This window comes from Pseudomonas sp. FSL R10-1339 (assembly GCF_009600545.1).
GTDB lineage: Bacteria > Pseudomonadota > Gammaproteobacteria > Pseudomonadales > Pseudomonadaceae > Aquipseudomonas > Aquipseudomonas bubulae.
In genome coordinates this window covers 71,882-91,298 of record NZ_WIVQ01000006.1, presented here as the reverse complement: position 1 = coordinate 91,298, position 19,417 = coordinate 71,882, and the positions used below count along the sequence as shown (strand labels likewise).

Below are 19,417 nucleotides of genomic sequence, written 5' to 3'. Positions count from 1 at the left end.
TCAGGACTGACAAACATGATGGATTTCAACACCCTCGAACTGCACACCGATCCCCGGGGCTTTGCCACCCTGTGGTTGAGCCGCGAGCAGAAGAACAATGCATTCAATGCCGAGATGATTCGTGAGCTGATTCTGGCGCTGGAGGCCGTACAAGCCGACCCTGCCCTGCGTTTTCTGGTGCTGCGCGGGCGCGGCAAGCATTTCAGCGCCGGTGCCGATCTGGCCTGGATGCAGCAATCGGCCGAACTGGACTACCACACCAACCTTGACGACGCCCGCCACCTGGCCGAGCTGATGTACAACCTGGCCAAGCTGAAAATGCCCACCCTGGCCGTGGTCCAGGGCGCGGCCTATGGTGGTGCGCTGGGCCTGATCAGTGCCTGCGACATGGCTATCGGCGCCGAAGACGCGCAGTTCTGTCTGTCGGAAGTGCGTATCGGCCTGGCACCTGCGGTGATCAGCCCCTTCGTGGTGCAGGCCATCGGTGAGCGCGCTGCCCGCCGCTACGCCTTGACGGCTGAACGCTTCAGCGGCGAACGTGCCCGGGAACTGGGCTTGCTATCGGAGTGCTACCCGCTCGCCGAGCTTGAACAGCACATCGACCTCTGGATTGACAACCTGCTGCTCAACAGCCCCCAGGCCATGCGCTCATGCAAGGACCTGTTGCGGGAAGTCAGCCACGGAGCACCGACCCTGGCTATTCGCCGTTACTGCGAAAACGCCATAGCTCGCATCCGCGTCAGCCCCGAAGGCCAGGAGGGCTTGCGCGCCTTTCTGCAAAAACGTGCCCCCAGCTGGCAAGCCGATCCATCGACCCTGGAGCCGCGTTCATGAGCGCCCCTATTCTGACATCCGTACTGGTTGCCAACCGTGGCGAAATCGCCTGCCGGGTAATGCGCACAGCCAGGGCCCTGGGCCTCACCACAGTAGCCGTCCACAGCGCGACCGATCGCGATGCGCGGCATTGCCGCGAAGCCGATATCTGCGTAGACCTGGGGGGCAGCAAAGCGGCCGACAGCTACCTGAAAATCGACAAGATCATTGCAGCCGCCAAGGCCAGTGGGGCCCAGGCCATTCATCCCGGTTATGGCTTTTTGTCGGAGAACGCAGGCTTTGCCCGTGCCATTGAAGCTGCCGGGCTGATATTTCTCGGCCCGCCCGCCAGTGCCATTGATGCCATGGGCAGCAAGTCCGCCGCCAAGACCTTGATGGAAGTGGCGGGCGTACCGCTGGTGCCGGGTTACCACGGCGACGCCCAGGATCTGGAAACCTTTCGCCTCGCCGCAGAACGCATCGGCTATCCGGTGCTGCTCAAAGCCACGGCAGGAGGCGGCGGCAAGGGTATGAAGGTGGTCGAGGACGTCGCCCAGCTGGCAGAGGCGCTGGCCTCGGCACAGCGCGAAGCCCTGTCGTCCTTTGGCGATGCGCGCATGCTGGTGGAAAAGTACGTACTCAAGCCACGACACGTGGAAATCCAGATTTTTGCCGACCAGCACGGCAACTGCCTGTACCTCAATGAGCGCGACTGCTCGATTCAGCGCCGCCACCAGAAAGTCGTAGAGGAAGCGCCAGCACCGGGCCTGAGTGTCGAACAGCGTCAGGCAATGGGCGAGTCCGCCGTGCGTGCGGCCCAGGCCATCGGTTATGTGGGCGCGGGCACTGTAGAGTTCCTGCTGGATGCGCGAGGCGAGTTCTTCTTTATGGAGATGAATACGCGCCTGCAGGTTGAGCACCCGGTCACTGAAGCCATCACCGGCCTCGACCTGGTGGCCTGGCAAATCCGCGTGGCACGGGGTGAAACCCTGCCCATCAGCCAGGCTCAGGTCCCGTTGAACGGCCATGCCATAGAAGTGCGACTGTATGCAGAAGACCCGGGCCATGATTTCCTTCCGCAAACCGGCCGTCTTGAGGTGTATCGCGAGTCGGCCGCTGGCCCGGGCCGTCGCGTGGACAGCGGTGTCAGCGAGGGCGACGAAGTTTCACCGTTCTACGACCCGATGCTGGGCAAGCTGATTGCTTGGGGTGAAGACCGCGAGCAGGCACGTTTGCGCCTGATGGCCATGCTCGATGAATTCGCTATTGGCGGGCTGAAAACCAACCTGAATTTCTTGCGCCGCATTATCGGCCACCCTGCCTTCGCCGCAGCCGAACTCGATACCGGATTTATCCCACGCTACGAAGAAGAATTACTGCCTGCTGCCGAACCTTTGCCTACGGCATTCTGGTCTGCCGCTGCCCAGGCATTCAGCCAAAGTCAACCGCTACGGGTGCGCAACGATGACCCGGCATCGCCCTGGTCGACAGCCAATGGCTTTCGTAGCGGCCTGCCGGCAAACACCTTGCTGGTTCTGGCCTGCAAGGGTGAACAGCAGGTTATCCACCTCAGTGGCAACACCACCACTTTGCGCGATGAACACTTGCTCATCGAGCAGGACGGTGTACGCCGTCAGCACCTGGCCATCCGTCGGGGCGATGCGCTGTACCTGCGCTGGGACGGTGAACTGCACTGCGTGCGTCTGCACGATCCGATCAGCGCCGTGGACGCCAGTCACACGGCCCAGGGCGGCCTGACTGCACCGATGAACGGCAGCATCGTACGTGTGCTGGTCGAGGTTGGGCAAACCGTCGAGGCCGGTGCTCAGCTGGTGGTACTGGAAGCCATGAAAATGGAACACAGCCTGCGAGCCCCCCATGCAGGCGTGATCAAGGCGCTGTTTTTCCAGGAAGGTGAAATGGTCAGTGAGGGTTCGGCACTGGTCGAGCTGGAATGAGAAAAGGCGGGTACCGTGACCGGTATCCGCCTTTTCACTTGCAGCATGGACACACCGCTTCTAAAACTTGGCAGTGGCCTGTACCACCACGCCGATAATCCGGCAGTTTTCATCAAACAGGGTTTTCGGGTAGGTCGGATTAAGTGGCTTGAGGTAACGTTGCCCGCTTTCTTCGATCAACTGCCGGAAAGTCGTGGCATCGGATTCCGGCGTAAGAGCGATGACCATTTTGCCTGGCGTGGCCTCGATGTCCGGATCAACCAGAATCATCATCCCCTGCGCAATGCTGACCCCCACCGGGGCAGTCATTGCGTCTCCCGTGACCAGCAGCCAGAACGCAGCGCCTTTGGCGTAGTGATCACTCACTTCAAACAGCGTACCGGGCGGTGCATAACCGGGCAGCAGCTTTTCGCTGACGTGACCCGCCGCTACCCAGTCGCGCACCGGGTAGCGGAATGCCGATGTGATCTCGTAGGTGTATTCGTCAACCCCGGGCTTGTCGCCCGCCTCGTTGCGCTCACGAATCACCAGGGCGACCTCAAGGTGCTCCAGCCCAAGGGCGTGAAGTACGTTGTTCATCGTCGGCAAGTCGGGTTGACGGCGTTTATTGAGCCAATGGCCGACTCCGCCCTGGGAAGCCCCGACGCGTTCGGCTAGTTTTTCTTGCGTGAGTTTCAGCTCGCGCAATTTGGTTCTGACTAAAGCGATCCATTTATCCATCTGCCGAACAATACGGATTGAATTCGACGCAACAATACACGAATTGTATTATTTACTTATAAGACAAAAATACTTAATGTACTAATCTGCTTTAGCTGACTCGATCAACTCCTGAGACGCAGGTAAATCATGACTCCCATAACAAAAATCCCTTTCGAAACCGAGTCCGATGCCGGGCTTGAATCCATCAAGGACAGCATCGCGACCCAGCGTGCCCTCGACTATTATTTGAAACCTCCTGTTTCTCAACACGCTACGGGTAAGAAAATTTTCCAGGTCAGCGATGACGTGAGCCAAGAAGAAGCTCTGGTGCTGGCCTCGGATTACTTGCGCTGCGCAATTGCCAATGCGCAAAGCGCCAGCGAGCATCAGCAGGGCTCTCAACGGGATCTGCTGCTGAGCCTGCTGCTGCTTATGGAGCCATCCCGGCAATTGCTGGACAAGGCTATCGACATGCAACAACTGACTGCCCGCTGAAGTGAAAAGGCGCTGATTGCCTGCTGCGGGCACCAGCGCCCTGGCTATCACGCGTTCAGACGCTCCTGGGCGAGGCTGTCGGCAATGCGCGTGGTGTTCATGTCCTGCGCTTTAGCCCTTAGAAAGATCTGACGCAACGTCTCGCCAATGCCTTCAACGTGCTGGCGAACCTGCTCAGGCGTGCCACCGTTGTACTCGTAAGACACGTCAATAATGCCGCCCGCATTGATTGCGTAATCCGGTGCGTGCAAGCAACCCCGACGCCACAATTCATCGGCATGGGAAGCCTTGGCCAATTGATTGTTGGCCGCACCGGCAATCACCGGTGCACGCAGTACCTGCAAGGTTTCATCGTTGATGATGGCACCCATGGCACAGGGCGAGAACACGTCGACATCGAGCCCGTAAATATCCAGTGCACTGACCGCATGGGCACCGAGTTCGTCGACAGCACGGCGCACATTGGCCTCCTGGATATCGTGAACCCACAGCTCGGCGCCCGCCTCCTTCAGGTGCCGGGCCAGGTTGTATCCCACCTGACCCAGCCCTTGAACGGCCACCCGCAGGCCCGTCAGGTCGTGGCGCTCCAAACGCTGCAACACTGCCTCACGCAGGCCAATAAAGACCCCGAGGGCGGTAGCCGGAGACGGGTCACCACTGCGCGTGCCACCGCCCAGTTGTTCGCGGGTGCCAGCACCCACCACGTGGCGGGTGCGCTGGCCCATGAGGGCCATTTCAGCAACCCCGGTGCCGGAGTCCGCCGCCGTGATGTAGCGTCCGCCCATGCTCTCGACAAAACCACCCATTGCCTGAAACAGCGCCTCGCTCTTGTCTTTGCGCGGGTCACCAATGATCACCGCCTTGCCGCCACCCAATGGCAACCCGGCCAGCGCCGACTTGTACGTCATGCCACGGGACAGGCGCAGCACATCGTTCAAGGCTTGCTGCTCGTCGGCATAGGGCCACATGCGGCAACCGCCCAGGGCTGGCCCCAGGCGCGTGTTGTGCACCGCAATAATGGCCTTGAGGCCCGTGGCCTTGTCATGACAGAACTGGACGTGTTCGTGGTGATCGAATTCGGGGTGGGTAAAAATCGGCATTGCGTTCTCTCTCTTGTTTTTAGCCAGAATGCGAGCCAGACCTTAAAGTCAGTCTGTGACCCGTGGCAAAAGAGTGAGGGTTTTACCTAGGATTTTTCTTTCTAAATTGCAGGAATTGTTCTGCTAATCTGCATGCATCATTCAAAAACAATAAGAAAACAGATCAATTCATGCAGATAAAGTTAAGCGCCATCGACCGCAAGATCCTTCGCCTGCTTCAGCACAATGCCGACCTGTCTGCCGCCGAGGTGGCGGAACGCGTGGAATTGTCGCAATCACCCTGCTGGCGGCGTATCCACCGTCTGCAAGAGGAAGGGCTGATCGAGCGCAAGGTCGCCCTGCTCAACCCGAAAAAACTCGGTCTCAATGTAGTGGTGTTCGTCAATGTGCGGCTGTCGGGCCACGGCCGTCGCCATCTGACCGAGTTTGAAGAGGCGATTACCGATTACCCCGAAGTGATCGAGTGCTACACCATGGCCGGGGACATGGACTACCTGCTCAAGGTGGTCACCCACGATATCGACAGCTACGAACGTTTTTTGCGCGATCACTTGCTGCAGAAACCACACGTACAGGAAGCCCACTCCAATATCGCCATGAGTGAGGTCAAACGCACCACGGAACTGTTACTCGATTAGGTCTGCAGGCCGCTGGATAGAGCATTGGGCCGGGGAGCGAAAAATTAATTTCGGAAAAGCGTGGGAAATAGCTTGATTTGCAAATGATAATGATTATTATTGCATGCAGCTGGTCGCGAGATCAGTCGATAATTCAAGGGACCTTAGGTCGGTCTTTTGAATTACCTCCTCATCAGGCTAATCACGGTTATTTGACCCGGCTTCTGGCCGGGTCTTTTTTTTGCGGCCAGTTATCTGGCTCTGCGTGCTTCAGGCTAATGAAGTCTGGTGTGCAGCCATTTTCTTGGGTGGCCGTCACGATAGGGTGATGATAGCAAAAGAACATCGAGAAACGGAAGCCTGAAGTCTAGGACTATAGCCGTAATGGCAATCTAGCACTTGAGAATCAATCGCAAAAACCCTACAATTGCGATGCGTCAAGGATGACGCCCCCCTTCGCTATTTCCTTCTTCCTCCCGCCTAAAATTCTGTATTGGCCTATCGCCATAGCACGGTACAGTAACGTCCACAATTATCAGATTTCGGGATTTGGACGATGACCGTGGCGCCCTCTTCACTTCATATCAGCAGCGACTTCGACAGCGGCAATATCCAGGTGCTGGATACCAGCAACCCGTTGCAGGTAAAACTTGCCATCAAGCCGGACACCAAGAGCCCGCATTTTCAGTGGTTCCATTTCAAGGTCGATGGCCTGACACCCGGTCACACCCACCATTTCCAATTGAGCAACGCCAGCCAGTCTTCCTACAATAAAGCGTGGGATGGCTACCAGGCAGTGGCGTCTTACGATCAGGAAAACTGGTTCAGGGTACCGAGCGATTTCGACGGCACATCCCTGAATATTCATTTTGCAGCCGAGCAACCTCAGGCCTGGCTTGCCTACTTCGAACCCTACAGCCGCGCACGTCATGATCAGTTGATCAAAAATGCCCTGCAGTGGTCAGGTTGCGAGCTGCTGGCCACCGGCAAGAGCGTTGAAGGTCGCGACATCCAGTTGTTGCGCAAAGGTAGCGGCGCCAGCCACAAGCGCAAGATCTGGATCATCGCCCAGCAACATCCCGGCGAACATATGGCCGAATGGTTTATGGAAGGCCTGTTGGAGCGTCTGGAGCAAGGCAGCGACCCGCAAATGCGCAAGCTGCTGGACTACGCCGATCTTTACCTGATTCCCAACATGAACCCTGATGGCGCCTTCCACGGGCACCTGCGGACCAATGCCAACGGTCAGGACCTGAACCGCGCCTGGCAAAACACCAGCCCGCAGGTCAGCCCCGAAGTGTTTTTTGCCCTGGAGCAGATGAGCCAGTACGGCGTCGATCTCTTCCTGGATATCCACGGCGACGAAGAAATCCCCTACGTGTTTACCGCAGGCTGCGAAGGTAACCCGGGCTACACCCAGCGCCTGGCAACTCTGGAAGAACGCTTTCGCACGCACCTCAGCGCCCTGACCAAAGATTTCCAGACCACCCACGGCTACACCCGCGACGAACCCGGGCAAGCCAATATGACCCTGGCCTGCAACAGCGTTGGCCATCGCTTCGACTGCCTGTCGCTGACCCTGGAGATGCCGTTCAAGGACAACAACGATGCGCCGGACCCGCAGACCGGCTGGGATGGCAAGCGTTCTAAGCAATTGGCCAAGGACGTGCTGACCACCCTTTCGACGATGGTCAGAGAGCTGCGTTAAAAGCTGCATAAGCAGTACCGGGCCCGACCAAGGGCCCTTTACCGCTGACTGGCCAGAGCCCAGGAGCATCACGTTTTGCGCTCATAACCCGCCGACAAATCCTCGGCCCCAAGCCGATAAATCGCTATCATGCGCGACACTTTTTGTCCTGCTTACGAGTCCCGACCCTGCATATGGATACCCTCGCTAAACTGCGCGCTGGCCAACTGGCGGGCCTCAAACGTCTTGATCTGTCGTGCGGGCTGACCGAGTTTCCGGCCGAGATATTCCAGTTGGCCGACACCCTGGAAATCCTCAACCTCAGCGGCAACGCCCTGAGCAGCCTGCCCGCTGACCTGCATCGCCTGACCCGGTTACGCATCCTGTTTTGCTCGGACAATCAATTCACCGAGCTGCCGGTTTGTCTTGGGCAGTGTGCGCAATTGAGCATGATTGGTTTCAAGGCCAACCGGATCGCCAACGTACCCGGTGCGGCACTGCCTCCTTTACTGCGCTGGCTGATCCTGACCGACAACTGCATCGAGCAACTGCCCGAAGAGCTGGGCCAGCGGTCACTGCTGCAAAAGCTGATGCTGGCCGGTAACCGCTTGCAGCAACTGCCCGCCAGTCTGGCCAAGTGCGAGCGCCTGGAGCTGATCCGCCTGGCTGCCAACCAGTTCAGCGAACTGCCCGACACCCTGCTGGCCTTGCCGGGCCTGAGCTGGCTGGCGTATGCCGGCAACCCGCTGCTTGAAGATGCCAGCACCCGGCACCAGCCCGACACCACGCCAAATATTGACTGGTCGCAGCTCGAGCTTGAGCAAAAGCTGGGCGAAGGCGCCTCCGGGATCATTTATCAGGCGCAGTGGCGCGCACCGGGGCAATCCCTGCAACCGGTGGCGGTCAAACTGTACAAGGGCAGCATCACCAGTGATGGCTCGCCGCTCAATGAAATGAATGCCTGCATCGCGGCAGGCCAGCATCCAAACCTGATCAAGGTACTGGGCCGCGTCACGGGTCATCCCGACGATCAGGCCGCATTGGTGATGGAACTGATCGACCCGTCCTTTATCAATCTCGCGGCCCTGCCCAGCTTCGACACCTGTAGCCGCGACCTGTATGCCGACAGCACCCGTTTCACCCGCGACAGCGCCTTGCGCATTGCCCGCGGTATTGCCTCGGCGGCCGGCCACCTGCACGCGCAGGGCATCTGCCATGGCGACTTGTACGCACACAATATTTTATTCAATGCCCGGGGTGACTGCCTGCTGGGCGATTTCGGTGCCGCGTGCTTCCATGCCCTGGACGACAGCCCGCAAAGCCGGGCGCTGCAACGCATCGAAGTGCGAGCATTCGGGATTTTGCTGGGCGAGTTGCTGGAGCGGATCGACTCGGGCTTGAGCGATCAACAGCGCATTGAGCTGCAAGGGTTGCAACAGCGCTGTATTCAGCCAGAGGTACTGGCACGGCCGGGATTTGCCGAGGTTATACGGGCATTACAGTAAGTCCCGTAGCAGCTGCCTTCGTTCCTCGGCAGCTGCTACGGGATAGGCTCGATGGCTTACGCCAACGCTACAAACATGTCCTGCACGTCGTCCTGCTCTTCCAGCTTGGCCAGAAACTCTTGTACTTCGGCCATTTGCTCGTCCGTCAAACCGCTTACCGGGTTTTTCGGCTGGTAGCCCAGCTTGGCTGAAACCACGGTAAAACCTTGCTCGGGCAATGCTTTCTGTACAGCGTCGAGGTCAGTCGGCTCGGTGATGAACAAGGTCGTGCCTTCTTCTTCGCCTTCTTCGAAATCCTGGGCACCGGCTTCAATCGCGGCCATTTCAGGGTCTGCGTCCGGGGTATCAGGCTTGGCCTCGATCATGCCGACATGATTGAAGTCCCACGCCACCGACCCTGAAGCGCCCAGTTGGCCCTTGCGGAAGGCCACGCGGATTTCAGCGACGGTACGGTTGATGTTGTCCGTCAGGCACTCAATGATCAGCGGCACCTGGTGGGGAGCGAAACCCTCGTAGGTAACGCGGTGGTATTGCACGGCCTCGGTGCCGATACCGGCGCCCTTGTTGATCGCGCGCTTGATGGTGTCAGCCGGCATCGAGGCTTTTTTGGCCTGCTCATAGACCAGACGCAAGTGCGAGTTCATGTCCGGGTCGGCGCCGTTGCGCGCAGCAACCGTCAATTCCTTGGCCAGCTTGCCAAAAATCTTGCCGCGGCTGTTGGCGGCGTCCGCTTTATGTTTAACCTTCCACTGTGCGCCCATTACTCACTCTCTCAATCTGGTGTGTCGCAGCCTGTCGGCCGTCGAATGGGCGCAAGTTTATACGGCAAGAAGTCGGCAATCGACCAAAAAATCCAATTGATACCTGCTTAACCCTTGTCAGCCTTGCCCGCCGCCGCAGCAAATCTGGCCAGGCGCACATCGAGATGCCGAGGTCGGCGGCCATGATCTTCGGCCCGTTCCTTGCGCCGAATGGCGTTGCGCACCATCAGCGACCCCAGGTAACGAATGGGTTCGGGCGGGAAATACCCCAACGGTCCGTTGACCAGCGGCGAGCGGGTCCAGTCATTGGCCAGCCCCAACACCAGCGAGGCGAGAATCTGCCCGCCCATATGGCAAGGCCCCACCCCGCTGCCCGAATAACCAAAGCCATAAAACACATTGCCGTGGCTGCTCATCTGACCAAAAAACGGCAAACCGGTGACAGAGCGGTCTGAAGGACCATTCCATGTCGCCTCGATCCCAACCCCGGCAAACGCCGGAAAGAACTGCTCCAGGCTTTTGCCCAGCAGCCCGGCGTAGGGCGACGGCTGATCGAACACAGGCAGCATGCGCCCGCCGTAGGCGAAGGTATTGCCACCCTTGCCCAACATGATTCGTCCGTCCGGGGTGTTGTGGTAGTAGTGCACGAATATTCTCGAATCGAGCACGGTGACACCACTGGTCAGGCCGATGTCCTGCAGCAGGTCCGGGCGCGGTTCCGTGATCAGCATATCGCTGGAGACAATCGCCACACTGCGCTCGAACTGCGGGAATGCCCGGGCCATCCAGGCATTCATCGCGAGCACCACGCGGTCAGCACGAATGCTTCCGCCAGGCGTGCGGATAAGCGCCGGCGCGCCCTCTTCCAGCCCGGTCATTGGCGTGTTTTCGTGGATTTTAACCCCCAGCTGCAAGGCCACCCGACGCAAACCACGCACCAGTTTGCCAGGCTGTACGCTGGCAGCAGCGGGAGAAAACCAGCCCTCCAGATGCTGGGCAGAACCGGCCCGGCGCTGCACTTCATCAACCGCCAGCTTGCTGAACGAGTTGATGGCCTGGCGCTCCAGCGCAGCAATCACGCCATCCGTCGATCCGATCTGGGCCTGATTGGTCGCGGTGTATAACGTGCCATCGAGGCGGTAATCAGCCTCCACACCATAGCGCTCACAAAATGCACCGATTGCGTAAATGCTCTGTTCCGAGGCTTTGACCAGCCGCACGGCCTCCTCCACCCCGAACAACCGCTCAAGGGTGAAATACTTGGCCGACCATGACAGCGCACAGCCACCGTTGCGCCCGCTGGCACCTGCGCCGCATATATCGGCTTCAATCAGCACCACATCCAGTTCAGGGCTTTGCTCCTTGAGCATGATCGCCGTCCATAACCCGGTATAACCGCCCCCCACAATGCACACCTGGGCACGGGTTTCACCCGCCAGCGCCTCGCAGGGTGCTTCATTTTCCAGGGCCAGTGCCTGTTCCAGCCAAAAAGGTCGCATGGGTCATTCTCCTGCTCAGGTGCGTAAAGGCTTGATCAGCAATGGATGATTGGGCACAAACGGGCACGCGGCTTTGAGCCCCGCAGGTCGGCTGTTCCTATGCGGAATCAGCACCAACGAGGAAAACAGCGCGCAGCAGGCAAATACGATAAACACCGTGACCGTGTCGAAATAACCGGGCAGCAGGCCGCCCAGAATCGCCCCGACCGAGCCGCAGCCATTGACGAACCCCGCCGCCGTGGCTCCGGCTTTGGCGGTGCCGAAATCAATGGCTGCAGCGCCGCTGATCATGGAGTCAGGCCCATACAGAGTCAGGCCCATGACAAACAGCAAGGCCACCACCAGCACCACGCTGCCGGAATGCAGTGCACCCATGAAAAACGCCAGGGAAACGGTCAGCGCCAACAGGCTCAAAATGCAGGCGGGCATGCGCCGGGCACCGAACAGCTTGTCGGAGGCCAGGCCGATCATGATCGGCCCCAGCAAACCCGCCAACTCAAAGGCCGTAGGAATAATCGCGGCGCCGACCTTGCCCACTTGCGGCATTTGCTCGAACACAATCACCGGCCCCCACAGCAGAATCGCGTAGCGTGCCGGCTTGAGCATGAAGTACGCCAGACCCAGGGTCAGCACCGTGCGATTGCGCATGATCTCGCGCAAGGGTGCCCAAACGCTGATGCGCTTTTCGGCAGCGATTTCATCGGCGCTCATTGGCGGCTCGGGCTCAACCGCCGGCAGGCCGACATCTTGCGGCGTATTGCGCTGGAAGATAAAGAACAGCACCGCCACCAGCGCCACCACCGCCGCGCTGGAAATAAACGCCGCATGCCAGCTGCCGATCAGCGTATACGCCCACCACCCGGCAAAGGGTGAGGCCACCAGCCCGCCAAAGGCGTAGCACGAACTCCACAGTCCCAGCACCCGACCACGTTGCTGCGCCGGGAAAAAGCTGCCGATGTTTTTGCACAGCCCCGACCAGCCGGTGGATTGCGCCAGACCCTGGATCAGCATGCAGGTGGCAAAGATCGGCAAGGTGGCGTAAGTGCCCATCACCAACGCCGCCAGTGCAGAGATGATCAAGCCGCCCAGCACCACAACCCGCGGGCCGAAGCGATCGGCGAGAATGCCCCAGGTAAATTGCCCTACGGCGTAGGCTGCCAGGTAGATGGCATCGAGGTTGGCCATTGCCATCTTGTCCAGATGAAAGCCGGGGTCATCAGCAATCCCCAGTTTGGCCACGGAAAAGGCTTTGCGAGTGAAGTAAAAGGCCGCGTAGGCCAGCCAGGTGATGGCAAAAATCTGCACGCGCCAGCGCTTGATGGTGGCAAAGGAGTTGTTCATGTCGGGTCTGACCTCAGAGGTGGAATGTGCCGGCAGAATCAGAAGAGAACGCCTGTTTTTTTATTGTGTTGAGCACTTCAATACCGCCCTTCAGACAAGAGCCGTATTTGACAGACACACCCTGAACGGCCCGTTTTTTGTTGGAGTTAGGGGCTGCACATCAGTGTGTCGCGACCCACCGTTATCGAGGACATAACGCCGGGCTGAGGTCGATCAAAGCAATTACTGACTAATAGGTAAAATCGATTTATCGTATTTCACTCATAAGCTCAGCTTGTAAGAGGTTTTTCAATGTCAGTTTCCCATGCGCAGTTGAAGGCCTTTCATGCCGTCGCCGTTCACGGCAGTTTCACACGGGCTGCCGAACGTCTGTTTTTAAGCCAGCCGGCCATCTCCGATCAGGTCAGAAAACTTGAAGAACGCTTCGGGGTGTTGCTGTTCCACCGCAACAAGCGCTCGGTGCGCCTTACCGACCTGGGTGAGCGGTTGCTGAGCATCACCCAGCGCCTGTTCGGGGTACAGGCCGAGGCCCAGGAGTTACTGCAGGACTCCCAGGCCCTGCAAACCGGGAGCCTGATCCTGGCCGTGGACGCCCCTGTTCATGTGTTGCCGCAAATCGCCCGCTTTTGCCAGCGCTACCCCGGGATCACGGTAAAAATCGAAACAGGCAACACCGACGAATGTCTGGCGCGGCTGTTCAACTACCAGGCAGACCTGGCCCTGCTGGGGCGCGATGTGAATGATGACCGGCTGCTGAGCGTGCCCTTGCGCAGCGACCCGATGGTGGCGTTTGTAGCACGCACGCACCCTTGGGCAAGCCGCCGTTCGATCTGCCTGGCCGACCTGGATGACACACCGCTGGTATTGCGCGAAGTCGGTTCGGTAACCCGGCAAACCCTGGAAGAAGAAATGAGCCAGGCCGGCCTGCGCATCCGCGCCGCGATCCAGGTAGAGGGTCGTGAAGCGGCGCGTGAAGCAGTGGTGGTCGGGATTGGCGTGGGGGTGGTATCGGCGGCGGAGTTTGGCTCGGACTCCCGGGTGTGCGCCCTGCCCATCATCGACTGCAAAAGGCGCCTGACCGAAACCCTGGTGTGCCTGCAGGAGCAGAGCTCACGGCGGGTAGTGGCAACGTTTCTGGAGATTGTGCGGGCAGACCTGTAACACACCATTCGTAGCAGCTGCTACGCGTGTTATCCCCGCACAAATCACACCGCCAGCTCCATAAACGCCTTGATCAACCGCAACTCGGCCCGCCGTTCCATACAGCCGAGCATATGCAGGTTGACCAGCCCCGCGCCGTTGATCGGTACCGCACGCACGCGGGGGTCATGACTGACTTCCACCGACGACACAATGCCCACACCCAACTGCGCAGCGACGGCTTCAGTCACCGCCTCCCGGCTGTCCAGTTCCAGTAATACCCGTGGATTGACTCCAGCCTGCTCACAGGCATTGTCGAAAGTGCGACGGGTAATCGAGGTTGGTTCACGCAGCACCATGATCACCTGATCCAGTTGCCCGATCGCGATGCCATCAGGCAAGGCCAGCCACGGGTGGTTGGCGGGAACCAGCGCACAAATCCGTGACTCGTTAAGCGCACGCAAGGCCAGGCCCTTGCGCGGCTCCACTTCGGTCAGCACCGCCACATCGGCATGCTCCGACAGCAACGCCGCCAGGGTTTCCTGAGCGTTGCCCAGGCGCAAATTCACGGTAACCCCCGGATAACGTGCGCGCAGGCTTGCCAGCATCGGCATCACCAGATGCGGACCATCGGCCGCCACCTCAAGTCGCCCGGTGAGCAACTGGCGGTTGGCCTCCAGCATGACCTGCGCTTCATCCACCAAACCGAACATGGCCCGGGTGATGGCCGCCAGCTTGGTGCCTTCTTCAGTCAACTCCACCCGCCGCGCCGTACGCCGCAGCAAGGTGATCTGGTAGTGCTCCTCAAGCGCCTTGATATGCCCGGTCACCGCCGGCTGGCTGATAAACAGCCGGGCCGCAGCCCGGGTAAAACTGCCCTCGCGGGCCACGGCATCAAACGCACGGAGCTGGAATAAATTCATTTATAAGCCTCACTGATGGCAGGCATAACAACAAACAATTTGATTGATATCAACACAAACTGCAATTTATGTCCTGTACCAAGTAGCCATCCCATGCTTGTGAGGAATTCAGAATGAGTACTGCCGCGCCGATCCTGCTGACCCCTGGCCCACTGACCACCTCGGCGCGTACCCGCCAGGCGATGATGGTTGACTGGGGCTCATGGGATGACAGCTTCAACCAGCTGACTGCCAGCCTGTGCCAGCAACTGCTGGCCATTATCAACGGCGCCGACAGCCATCACTGCGTGCCCCTGCAAGGCAGCGGCACCTTTGCCGTCGAAGCCGCCATCGGCACCCTGGTACCACGGGATGGCAATGTACTGGTGCTGATCAACGGTGCGTACGGCAAACGCCTGGCGAAAATCTGCGAAGTGCTGGACCGTCGCTACAGCACCTTTGAAACCGCTGAAGACGAGCCCACCACGGCGGCAGACGTCGACCGCCTGCTGCATGCAGACCCGAGCATCACCCACGTGGCGTTGATCCACTGCGAAACCAGCACCGGCATCCTTAACCCGCTGCCCGACATTGCCGCAGTGATCGCTCAGCACGGCAAACGCCTGATCATCGATGCCATGAGTTCCTTCGGTGCCCTGCCGATCGATGCCCGGCAAGTCCCTTTTGATGCATTGATCGCTGCCTCCGGCAAATGCCTCGAAGGTGTGCCCGGCATGGGCTTTGTATTCGCCCGCAAAGAAGCCCTGGGCAATGCCGCCGGTAACAGCCATTCACTGGCAATGGACCTGCACGATCAGCACGTTTACATGAGCAAAACCGGACAATGGCGCTTTACCCCGCCGACCCATGTGGTAGCCGCCCTGCACGAGGCACTGCTGCAATACAACGAAGAAGGCGGCTTGCCTGCCCGCCATCAGCGTTACGCCAACAACTGCCAGGCCCTGCTCGACGGCATGGCCAAACTGGGCATTAGCAGTTTTCTGCCCGAGGCTATCCAGGCGCCGATTATCGTCACCTTCCATGCGCCAAAAGACCCCCGCTATCAGTTCAAGGAGTTCTACGAGCGGGTCAAGGCCAAGGGTTTCATCCTGTATCCGGGTAAATTGACCCAGGTTGAGACTTTTCGTGTGGGCTGCATCGGCCACGTCAATCAGGCCGAGATGCAGGCAGCCGTAGACGCCATAGGCCAGGTGCTGCAGGAAATGGAAGTCTTCGATATTTGATGGTGCAGGAACAGGCTAGAACAACCCTATTTATATCGTGCGGCACAGCCCGCTCTTACAGGATTAACAGACATGAACTACACCAACCCGAGCAAGCTGCAAGCCGCCATCCTCGACTGGGCCGGCACCGTGGTCGATTTCGGCTCGTTCGCCCCAACCCAGATTTTTGTCGAAGCCTTTGCCGAGTTTGACGTGCAGGTGTCCATCGAAGAAGCTCGCGGGCCGATGGGCATGGGCAAGTGGGACCACATTCGTACCCTGTGTGATCAGCCGCAGATAACCGAGCGCTATAAAAAAGTGTTTGGCCGTGCACCGACCGACGATGACGTCACCGCGATTTATGAGCGCTTTATGCCGCTGCAGATCGAAAAGATCGCCGAGCATTCGGCCCTGATTCCCGGCGCACTGGACACCATTGCCCAACTGCGTGAGCAAGGTATCAAGATCGGTTCCTGCTCGGGCTACCCCGCGCAGGTCATGGCCAAAGTGGTTGAACTGGCCGCCACCAATGGCTATGTGGCCGACCACGTCGTGGCCACCGATGAAGTCCCTAACGGTCGCCCCTGGCCGGCCCAGGCACTGGCCAACGTGATCGCGCTGGGCATTGATGATGTGGGTGCCTGCGTCAAGATCGACGACACCGTACCGGGCATTCTTGAAGGTCGCCGCGCCGGCATGTGGACCGTGGCGCTGGTGTGCTCGGGCAACGCCCTGGGCCTGACCTGGGAACATTACAAGGCACTGGCCCCGGCAACCCTGGACAGCGAACGCAACCGCATTCACGCCCTGTTCGCCGGCTCTCGCCCCCACTATCTGATCGACACCATCAGCGACCTGCCCGCAGTGATTAGCGATATCAACCAGCGCCTGGCCAAGGGCGAGATGCCGCAGAGCAGCTGATAGCTGCAGGTTGATAGCTGCAAGCTGCAAGTTTCTGACTTGCGGCTTGCGACTGCTGTAGTCCTAGCGCTCTACCCACCCGGCAAACTGATCGATAAATTTCTGCAAAAACGGTCGGGTTTTATCCGACAGTTTACCGGATGCATCAAACGCATCACCGGCTCCTCCCAGATAGGCCTCAGGCTGCTGCATGCACGGCACATCGAGAAACACCAGCGACTGGCGCAAGTGATGGTTAGCCCCAAAGCCACCAATGGCCCCAGGCGAAACGCTGATCACCGCGCCCGGCTTGCCACTGAACACACTCTGCCCATAGGGCCGCGAACCGACATCAATGGCGTTTTTCAACACCCCTGGCACCGAGCGGTTGTACTCGGGGGTCACAAACAGGATGGCATCGGCCGGGCGGATCTGATCGCGAAAAACCGTGTATGGCGCAGGTGGCGACGCACCATCAATGTCTTCGTTGTAAAGCGCCAGCTCACCGATTTCGACAATAAACAGTTTCAGGCTTGGCGGAGCCAGCTCGGCCAGAGCCTGAGCCACTTTTCGATTGAGGGAATCCTTCCTCAAACTGCCAACCAACACTGCAACGCTGTAGACCTTGCTCATGGAAAACCCCGAGTCAGTAGCTGTAGGAAGAGTAGTTATAGATGATCGGACGGCTTTCTTGCACCCCAGTTCACCCTATCGGCCTGCAAGCCTGTAAAGTAGGGGGACTATTTTTTTCACATGGTTAAACTTCCCCTGCTGAACAACGGTCTACAGAACCGCAAATTGGGTGTTTATCTCCAGAGGTTCTCTACAAATGGCGGCAGTTCTCGTTGGACAATTTCATGCAAGAGATGCGGAAGGTCGCGTCTATTCCGTGCATGAGTTTGAAGATTCACAAGCAACCGGCGATCAACCCGTAATGACCTACAAACTGGCCATTGGCGATCGTGTCAAAAAGAACGATGACAACAACTTCGAGCTGGTGCAGTCGGGTGTCATTCTGGTTCGCGACCCGTCGCCCGTCGTCGCAGCCTGACCTGCCACTCAGGGCGTACAGGTTGAAGTCAAAGGATGAGAGACGGATCAGGCTTCGCAACGCTGAAACCTCATCTGCCGGGCACTGGTGTCCGGCCTCATGATTACGATCCTTTTTGACGACAACAGACGCCGTCAAAAAGGATCAGTATTTGCGAGACAGGACACCAGTATGCGTCTACGCCACATCGAAGTGATTCAAGCAATCTTGCAAACCGGCAACCTCGGCCATGCTGCCGAATTGCTGCAATTGCCCACGGCCACCCTCAACGCAACGCTGCAGGAAGCCGAACAGCAATTGGGCTTTATGCTGTTTGCCAGTATTCGCGGGAGGCTGCAAGCCACCCGCGACACCCTTGTGCTGCAACCCCTTATCAATCAGCTGTACCAGGCACTTGAGCCTCTGCGCCAGCTGGGCAACGAGCTGCGCCAGCATCAGGAACCGGCCTTGCGCATAGCCTGCAGCGAAACCCTGGCCCAACCGCTGCTGCCTCATTGCATAGGCGCCCTCAGACGGCGCTTTCCCGATACCCCGACAACCTTGAGCAGCCAGCCTTGCGCCGAAATTGTGCGCCGTCTGTTAATGGACGAATGCGATCTGGGCTTGAGCCTGCAGCAATCGGAGCAATCCGGGATCGAATCTCAGCCACTGGTTCAAGGCAAGGTGCAGTTTCTGGCGCCTCATGGCTGGTTGTCACCCAAGCACAAATACATCGCACTGCAAGAGCTGGCGGGACAGGCAATGATCGGCCTGCATCAGCACGACCCGTTGAGCCGCCTGCTCGACAGCAAGCTGCAAGCCTTGCGTCCGGCACCGGTGGTGCAGATTCAGGTGCAGAGTTACCAGATGATGCGCAGCATGGTCGAAGCGGGAGAAGGACTGGCGCTGGTCGACCCGTTCACGGCAGTGGGTGCCAGGGCAAACGGGCTGGATGTGTGCCCGATCTCACCGGCGATCCCGGTGACGCTCTATGCGCTTACACGCAAAGGCACCCGGCACGGGCTGGCACTGGATGCCTTGCTGGAGATTGTGCGGCAAAAGGCCGAGGCATTGCTGGCGGATCAGGGCTTGGTGGTGCTTTAAAACACGAGCCCTGTAGCAGCCGCCGAACGCAGCCTCGCAGAGCTCGACAACTGCTACAGATCCCTGCGCTCAAATATCAAATACCAGAAAATAGCCACTTCACGGGTCTGTGGGTCAATACCGCGATAGCGCAAATCATCGATGCCCCCTACCTGATACCCGCAACGCTCATACAACCGGCAGGCGCCCAGGTTGTTGTTCTGGGTCTCGAGCATGATCCCCGGCAGGTTTTTTTTATGGCTCCAGAACCTCACCACTTCCAGCAATGACCTGGCCACACCGTGGCGACGGGCGCCCGCGATAACGGCCAGTTCATCGACATGGGCAAAGCCGTTCCAGTGGGTGCTTACAACCACATGCCCCACGGGCTGGTTGTCCAGATACGCCATAAAGATGTCGCTGCCCTTGCCACCGCGGTAGCTGGCGAACTCATCCGGGTCGATGCCGTAGCACTTGCGATAGGGCGTAATCAGCTCCAGCGGCCAATGCTCGACCTTTTTATACCGGTCGGCACGGGCATAGGCACGAACTTCAAAGCTGAAATCGTTGCACCAGACATAGGGCGCAAAACCCTCGTCGGCCAGGCGTACCGAGACTTGAGGGTCTTGGGGGTTGATAACCAGATGCATGAAAAATCCTT

19 protein-coding genes are annotated in these 19,417 nt (G+C 58.9%); 11 read left to right on the top strand and 8 right to left on the bottom strand.

Going from position 1 to position 19,417, the window contains the following annotated elements; translation table 11 throughout:
• Positions 1-15 precede the first annotated feature (15 nt).
• Together GHO03_RS04015 and GHO03_RS04010 are read left to right on the top strand one after the other, a co-directional pair.
• Entirely contained in the window at positions 16-834 is an 819-nt protein-coding gene (locus GHO03_RS04015) for a gamma-carboxygeranoyl-CoA hydratase (protein WP_095038682.1), read from the top strand.
• On the top strand, positions 831-2,771 hold the full coding sequence (locus GHO03_RS04010; RefSeq protein WP_133144182.1) for an acetyl/propionyl/methylcrotonyl-CoA carboxylase subunit alpha: 1,941 nt from the start codon (positions 831-833) through the stop codon (positions 2,769-2,771). The genes GHO03_RS04015 and GHO03_RS04010 overlap by 4 nt, the downstream gene beginning before the upstream one ends.
• A 60-nt stretch (positions 2,772-2,831) precedes the next feature.
• Here the strand turns inward: GHO03_RS04010 and GHO03_RS04005 are convergent, their stop codons facing one another.
• Positions 2,832-3,491, bottom strand: a complete 660-nt coding sequence (locus tag GHO03_RS04005; protein ID WP_095001681.1) for a LexA family transcriptional regulator — start codon at positions 3,489-3,491, stop codon at positions 2,832-2,834.
• Positions 3,492-3,620: 129 nt separating this feature from the next.
• Here GHO03_RS04005 and GHO03_RS04000 point away from each other — a divergent pair, with 129 nt between their 5' ends.
• Positions 3,621-3,968, top strand: a complete 348-nt coding sequence (locus GHO03_RS04000) for a DUF6124 family protein (RefSeq protein ID WP_095001682.1) — start codon at positions 3,621-3,623, stop codon at positions 3,966-3,968.
• Positions 3,969-4,015: 47 nt separating this feature from the next.
• Here GHO03_RS04000 and GHO03_RS03995 read toward each other — a convergent pair whose 3' ends face one another.
• A complete protein-coding gene (locus GHO03_RS03995) occupies positions 4,016-5,068 on the bottom strand; it encodes a Glu/Leu/Phe/Val dehydrogenase dimerization domain-containing protein (protein WP_153327878.1) in 1,053 nt (350 codons plus the stop codon).
• 170 nt (positions 5,069-5,238) lie between these two features.
• On the opposite strand from GHO03_RS03995, the gene GHO03_RS03990 reads away from it, so the two are divergent.
• The 3 genes from GHO03_RS03990 to GHO03_RS03980 all read left to right on the top strand — a co-directional run bounded on the left by GHO03_RS03990 (position 5,239) and on the right by GHO03_RS03980 (position 8,877).
• Positions 5,239-5,706, top strand: a complete 468-nt coding sequence (locus tag GHO03_RS03990; RefSeq protein ID WP_095001684.1) for an Lrp/AsnC family transcriptional regulator — start codon at positions 5,239-5,241, stop codon at positions 5,704-5,706.
• A 535-nt stretch (positions 5,707-6,241) separates the two neighbouring features.
• Positions 6,242-7,393: a M14-type cytosolic carboxypeptidase gene (locus GHO03_RS03985; RefSeq protein WP_153399214.1), complete on the top strand. Its 1,152-nt coding sequence runs from the start codon at positions 6,242-6,244 to the stop codon at positions 7,391-7,393.
• 173 nt (positions 7,394-7,566) lie between these two features.
• Positions 7,567-8,877 (top strand): protein kinase, encoded by a 1,311-nt coding sequence (locus GHO03_RS03980; protein ID WP_153399212.1) that lies wholly within the window; start codon positions 7,567-7,569, stop codon positions 8,875-8,877.
• Between the two features lie 56 nt (positions 8,878-8,933).
• Here GHO03_RS03980 and GHO03_RS03975 read toward each other — a convergent pair whose 3' ends face one another.
• The 3 genes from GHO03_RS03975 to GHO03_RS03965 form a co-directional block, all read right to left on the bottom strand.
• Positions 8,934-9,638, bottom strand: coding sequence for a YebC/PmpR family DNA-binding transcriptional regulator (locus GHO03_RS03975; RefSeq protein ID WP_016782338.1), 705 nt, complete (start codon positions 9,636-9,638; stop codon positions 8,934-8,936).
• A 107-nt stretch (positions 9,639-9,745) separates the two neighbouring features.
• Positions 9,746-11,137 carry an FAD-dependent oxidoreductase gene (locus GHO03_RS03970; protein WP_095001687.1) on the bottom strand — a complete coding sequence of 464 codons (1,392 nt, stop codon included), beginning with the start codon at positions 11,135-11,137 and terminating at the stop codon, positions 9,746-9,748.
• Between the two features lie 15 nt (positions 11,138-11,152).
• The gene (locus GHO03_RS03965) at positions 11,153-12,478 is read right to left on the bottom strand and encodes an MFS transporter (RefSeq protein ID WP_153399209.1); all 1,326 of its coding nucleotides are present in this window, start codon (positions 12,476-12,478) and stop codon (positions 11,153-11,155) included.
• Positions 12,479-12,769: 291 nt separating this feature from the next.
• On the opposite strand from GHO03_RS03965, the gene GHO03_RS03960 reads away from it, so the two are divergent.
• Positions 12,770-13,639, top strand: coding sequence for a LysR substrate-binding domain-containing protein (locus GHO03_RS03960; RefSeq protein ID WP_095001689.1), 870 nt, complete (start codon positions 12,770-12,772; stop codon positions 13,637-13,639).
• Between the two features lie 44 nt (positions 13,640-13,683).
• Here GHO03_RS03960 and GHO03_RS03955 read toward each other — a convergent pair whose 3' ends face one another.
• Positions 13,684-14,541 (bottom strand): LysR substrate-binding domain-containing protein, encoded by an 858-nt coding sequence (locus GHO03_RS03955; RefSeq protein ID WP_095001690.1) that lies wholly within the window; start codon positions 14,539-14,541, stop codon positions 13,684-13,686.
• Positions 14,542-14,654: 113 nt separating this feature from the next.
• On the opposite strand from GHO03_RS03955, the gene GHO03_RS03950 reads away from it, so the two are divergent.
• Together GHO03_RS03950 and phnX are read left to right on the top strand one after the other, a co-directional pair.
• Positions 14,655-15,764 carry a 2-aminoethylphosphonate--pyruvate transaminase gene (locus GHO03_RS03950; RefSeq protein ID WP_095001691.1) on the top strand — a complete coding sequence of 370 codons (1,110 nt, stop codon included), beginning with the start codon at positions 14,655-14,657 and terminating at the stop codon, positions 15,762-15,764.
• Positions 15,765-15,836: 72 nt separating this feature from the next.
• Positions 15,837-16,664, top strand: a complete 828-nt coding sequence (gene phnX, locus GHO03_RS03945) for a phosphonoacetaldehyde hydrolase (protein WP_153399207.1) — start codon at positions 15,837-15,839, stop codon at positions 16,662-16,664.
• A 63-nt stretch (positions 16,665-16,727) separates the two neighbouring features.
• Here the strand turns inward: phnX and GHO03_RS03940 are convergent, their stop codons facing one another.
• Positions 16,728-17,276 carry an NADPH-dependent FMN reductase gene (locus GHO03_RS03940; protein WP_095001693.1) on the bottom strand — a complete coding sequence of 183 codons (549 nt, stop codon included), beginning with the start codon at positions 17,274-17,276 and terminating at the stop codon, positions 16,728-16,730.
• Positions 17,277-17,472: 196 nt separating this feature from the next.
• On the opposite strand from GHO03_RS03940, the gene GHO03_RS03935 reads away from it, so the two are divergent.
• Together GHO03_RS03935 and GHO03_RS03930 are read left to right on the top strand one after the other, a co-directional pair.
• A complete protein-coding gene (locus GHO03_RS03935; protein WP_095001694.1) occupies positions 17,473-17,694 on the top strand; it encodes a hypothetical protein in 222 nt (73 codons plus the stop codon).
• A 171-nt stretch (positions 17,695-17,865) separates the two neighbouring features.
• The gene (locus tag GHO03_RS03930) at positions 17,866-18,777 is read left to right on the top strand and encodes a LysR family transcriptional regulator (RefSeq protein WP_153399205.1); all 912 of its coding nucleotides are present in this window, start codon (positions 17,866-17,868) and stop codon (positions 18,775-18,777) included.
• 53 nt (positions 18,778-18,830) lie between these two features.
• Here GHO03_RS03930 and GHO03_RS03925 read toward each other — a convergent pair whose 3' ends face one another.
• The gene (locus tag GHO03_RS03925; RefSeq protein ID WP_095019315.1) at positions 18,831-19,406 is read right to left on the bottom strand and encodes a GNAT family N-acetyltransferase; all 576 of its coding nucleotides are present in this window, start codon (positions 19,404-19,406) and stop codon (positions 18,831-18,833) included.
• Positions 19,407-19,417 lie beyond the last annotated feature (11 nt).

Coding starts and splice junctions, on each gene's coding strand:
- GHO03_RS03970 (WP_095001687.1), bottom strand. CDS start 11,137: ATGCGACCTTTTTGGCTGGAACAGGCACTGGCCCTGGAAAATGAAGCA.
- GHO03_RS03985 (WP_153399214.1), top strand. CDS start 6,242: ATGACCGTGGCGCCCTCTTCACTTCATATCAGCAGCGACTTCGACAGC.
- GHO03_RS04000 (WP_095001682.1), top strand. CDS start 3,621: ATGACTCCCATAACAAAAATCCCTTTCGAAACCGAGTCCGATGCCGGG.
- GHO03_RS03975 (WP_016782338.1), bottom strand. CDS start 9,638: ATGGGCGCACAGTGGAAGGTTAAACATAAAGCGGACGCCGCCAACAGC.
- GHO03_RS04010 (WP_133144182.1), top strand. CDS start 831: ATGAGCGCCCCTATTCTGACATCCGTACTGGTTGCCAACCGTGGCGAA.
- GHO03_RS03955 (WP_095001690.1), bottom strand. CDS start 14,541: ATGAATTTATTCCAGCTCCGTGCGTTTGATGCCGTGGCCCGCGAGGGC.
- GHO03_RS03960 (WP_095001689.1), top strand. CDS start 12,770: ATGTCAGTTTCCCATGCGCAGTTGAAGGCCTTTCATGCCGTCGCCGTT.
- GHO03_RS03930 (WP_153399205.1), top strand. CDS start 17,866: ATGCGTCTACGCCACATCGAAGTGATTCAAGCAATCTTGCAAACCGGC.
- GHO03_RS03965 (WP_153399209.1), bottom strand. CDS start 12,478: ATGAACAACTCCTTTGCCACCATCAAGCGCTGGCGCGTGCAGATTTTT.
- GHO03_RS03980 (WP_153399212.1), top strand. CDS start 7,567: ATGGATACCCTCGCTAAACTGCGCGCTGGCCAACTGGCGGGCCTCAAA.
- GHO03_RS04015 (WP_095038682.1), top strand. CDS start 16: ATGATGGATTTCAACACCCTCGAACTGCACACCGATCCCCGGGGCTTT.
- GHO03_RS04005 (WP_095001681.1), bottom strand. CDS start 3,491: ATGGATAAATGGATCGCTTTAGTCAGAACCAAATTGCGCGAGCTGAAA.
- GHO03_RS03940 (WP_095001693.1), bottom strand. CDS start 17,276: ATGAGCAAGGTCTACAGCGTTGCAGTGTTGGTTGGCAGTTTGAGGAAG.
- GHO03_RS03950 (WP_095001691.1), top strand. CDS start 14,655: ATGAGTACTGCCGCGCCGATCCTGCTGACCCCTGGCCCACTGACCACC.
- phnX (WP_153399207.1), top strand. CDS start 15,837: ATGAACTACACCAACCCGAGCAAGCTGCAAGCCGCCATCCTCGACTGG.
- GHO03_RS03925 (WP_095019315.1), bottom strand. CDS start 19,406: ATGCATCTGGTTATCAACCCCCAAGACCCTCAAGTCTCGGTACGCCTG.
- GHO03_RS03990 (WP_095001684.1), top strand. CDS start 5,239: ATGCAGATAAAGTTAAGCGCCATCGACCGCAAGATCCTTCGCCTGCTT.
- GHO03_RS03935 (WP_095001694.1), top strand. CDS start 17,473: ATGGCGGCAGTTCTCGTTGGACAATTTCATGCAAGAGATGCGGAAGGT.
- GHO03_RS03995 (WP_153327878.1), bottom strand. CDS start 5,068: ATGCCGATTTTTACCCACCCCGAATTCGATCACCACGAACACGTCCAG.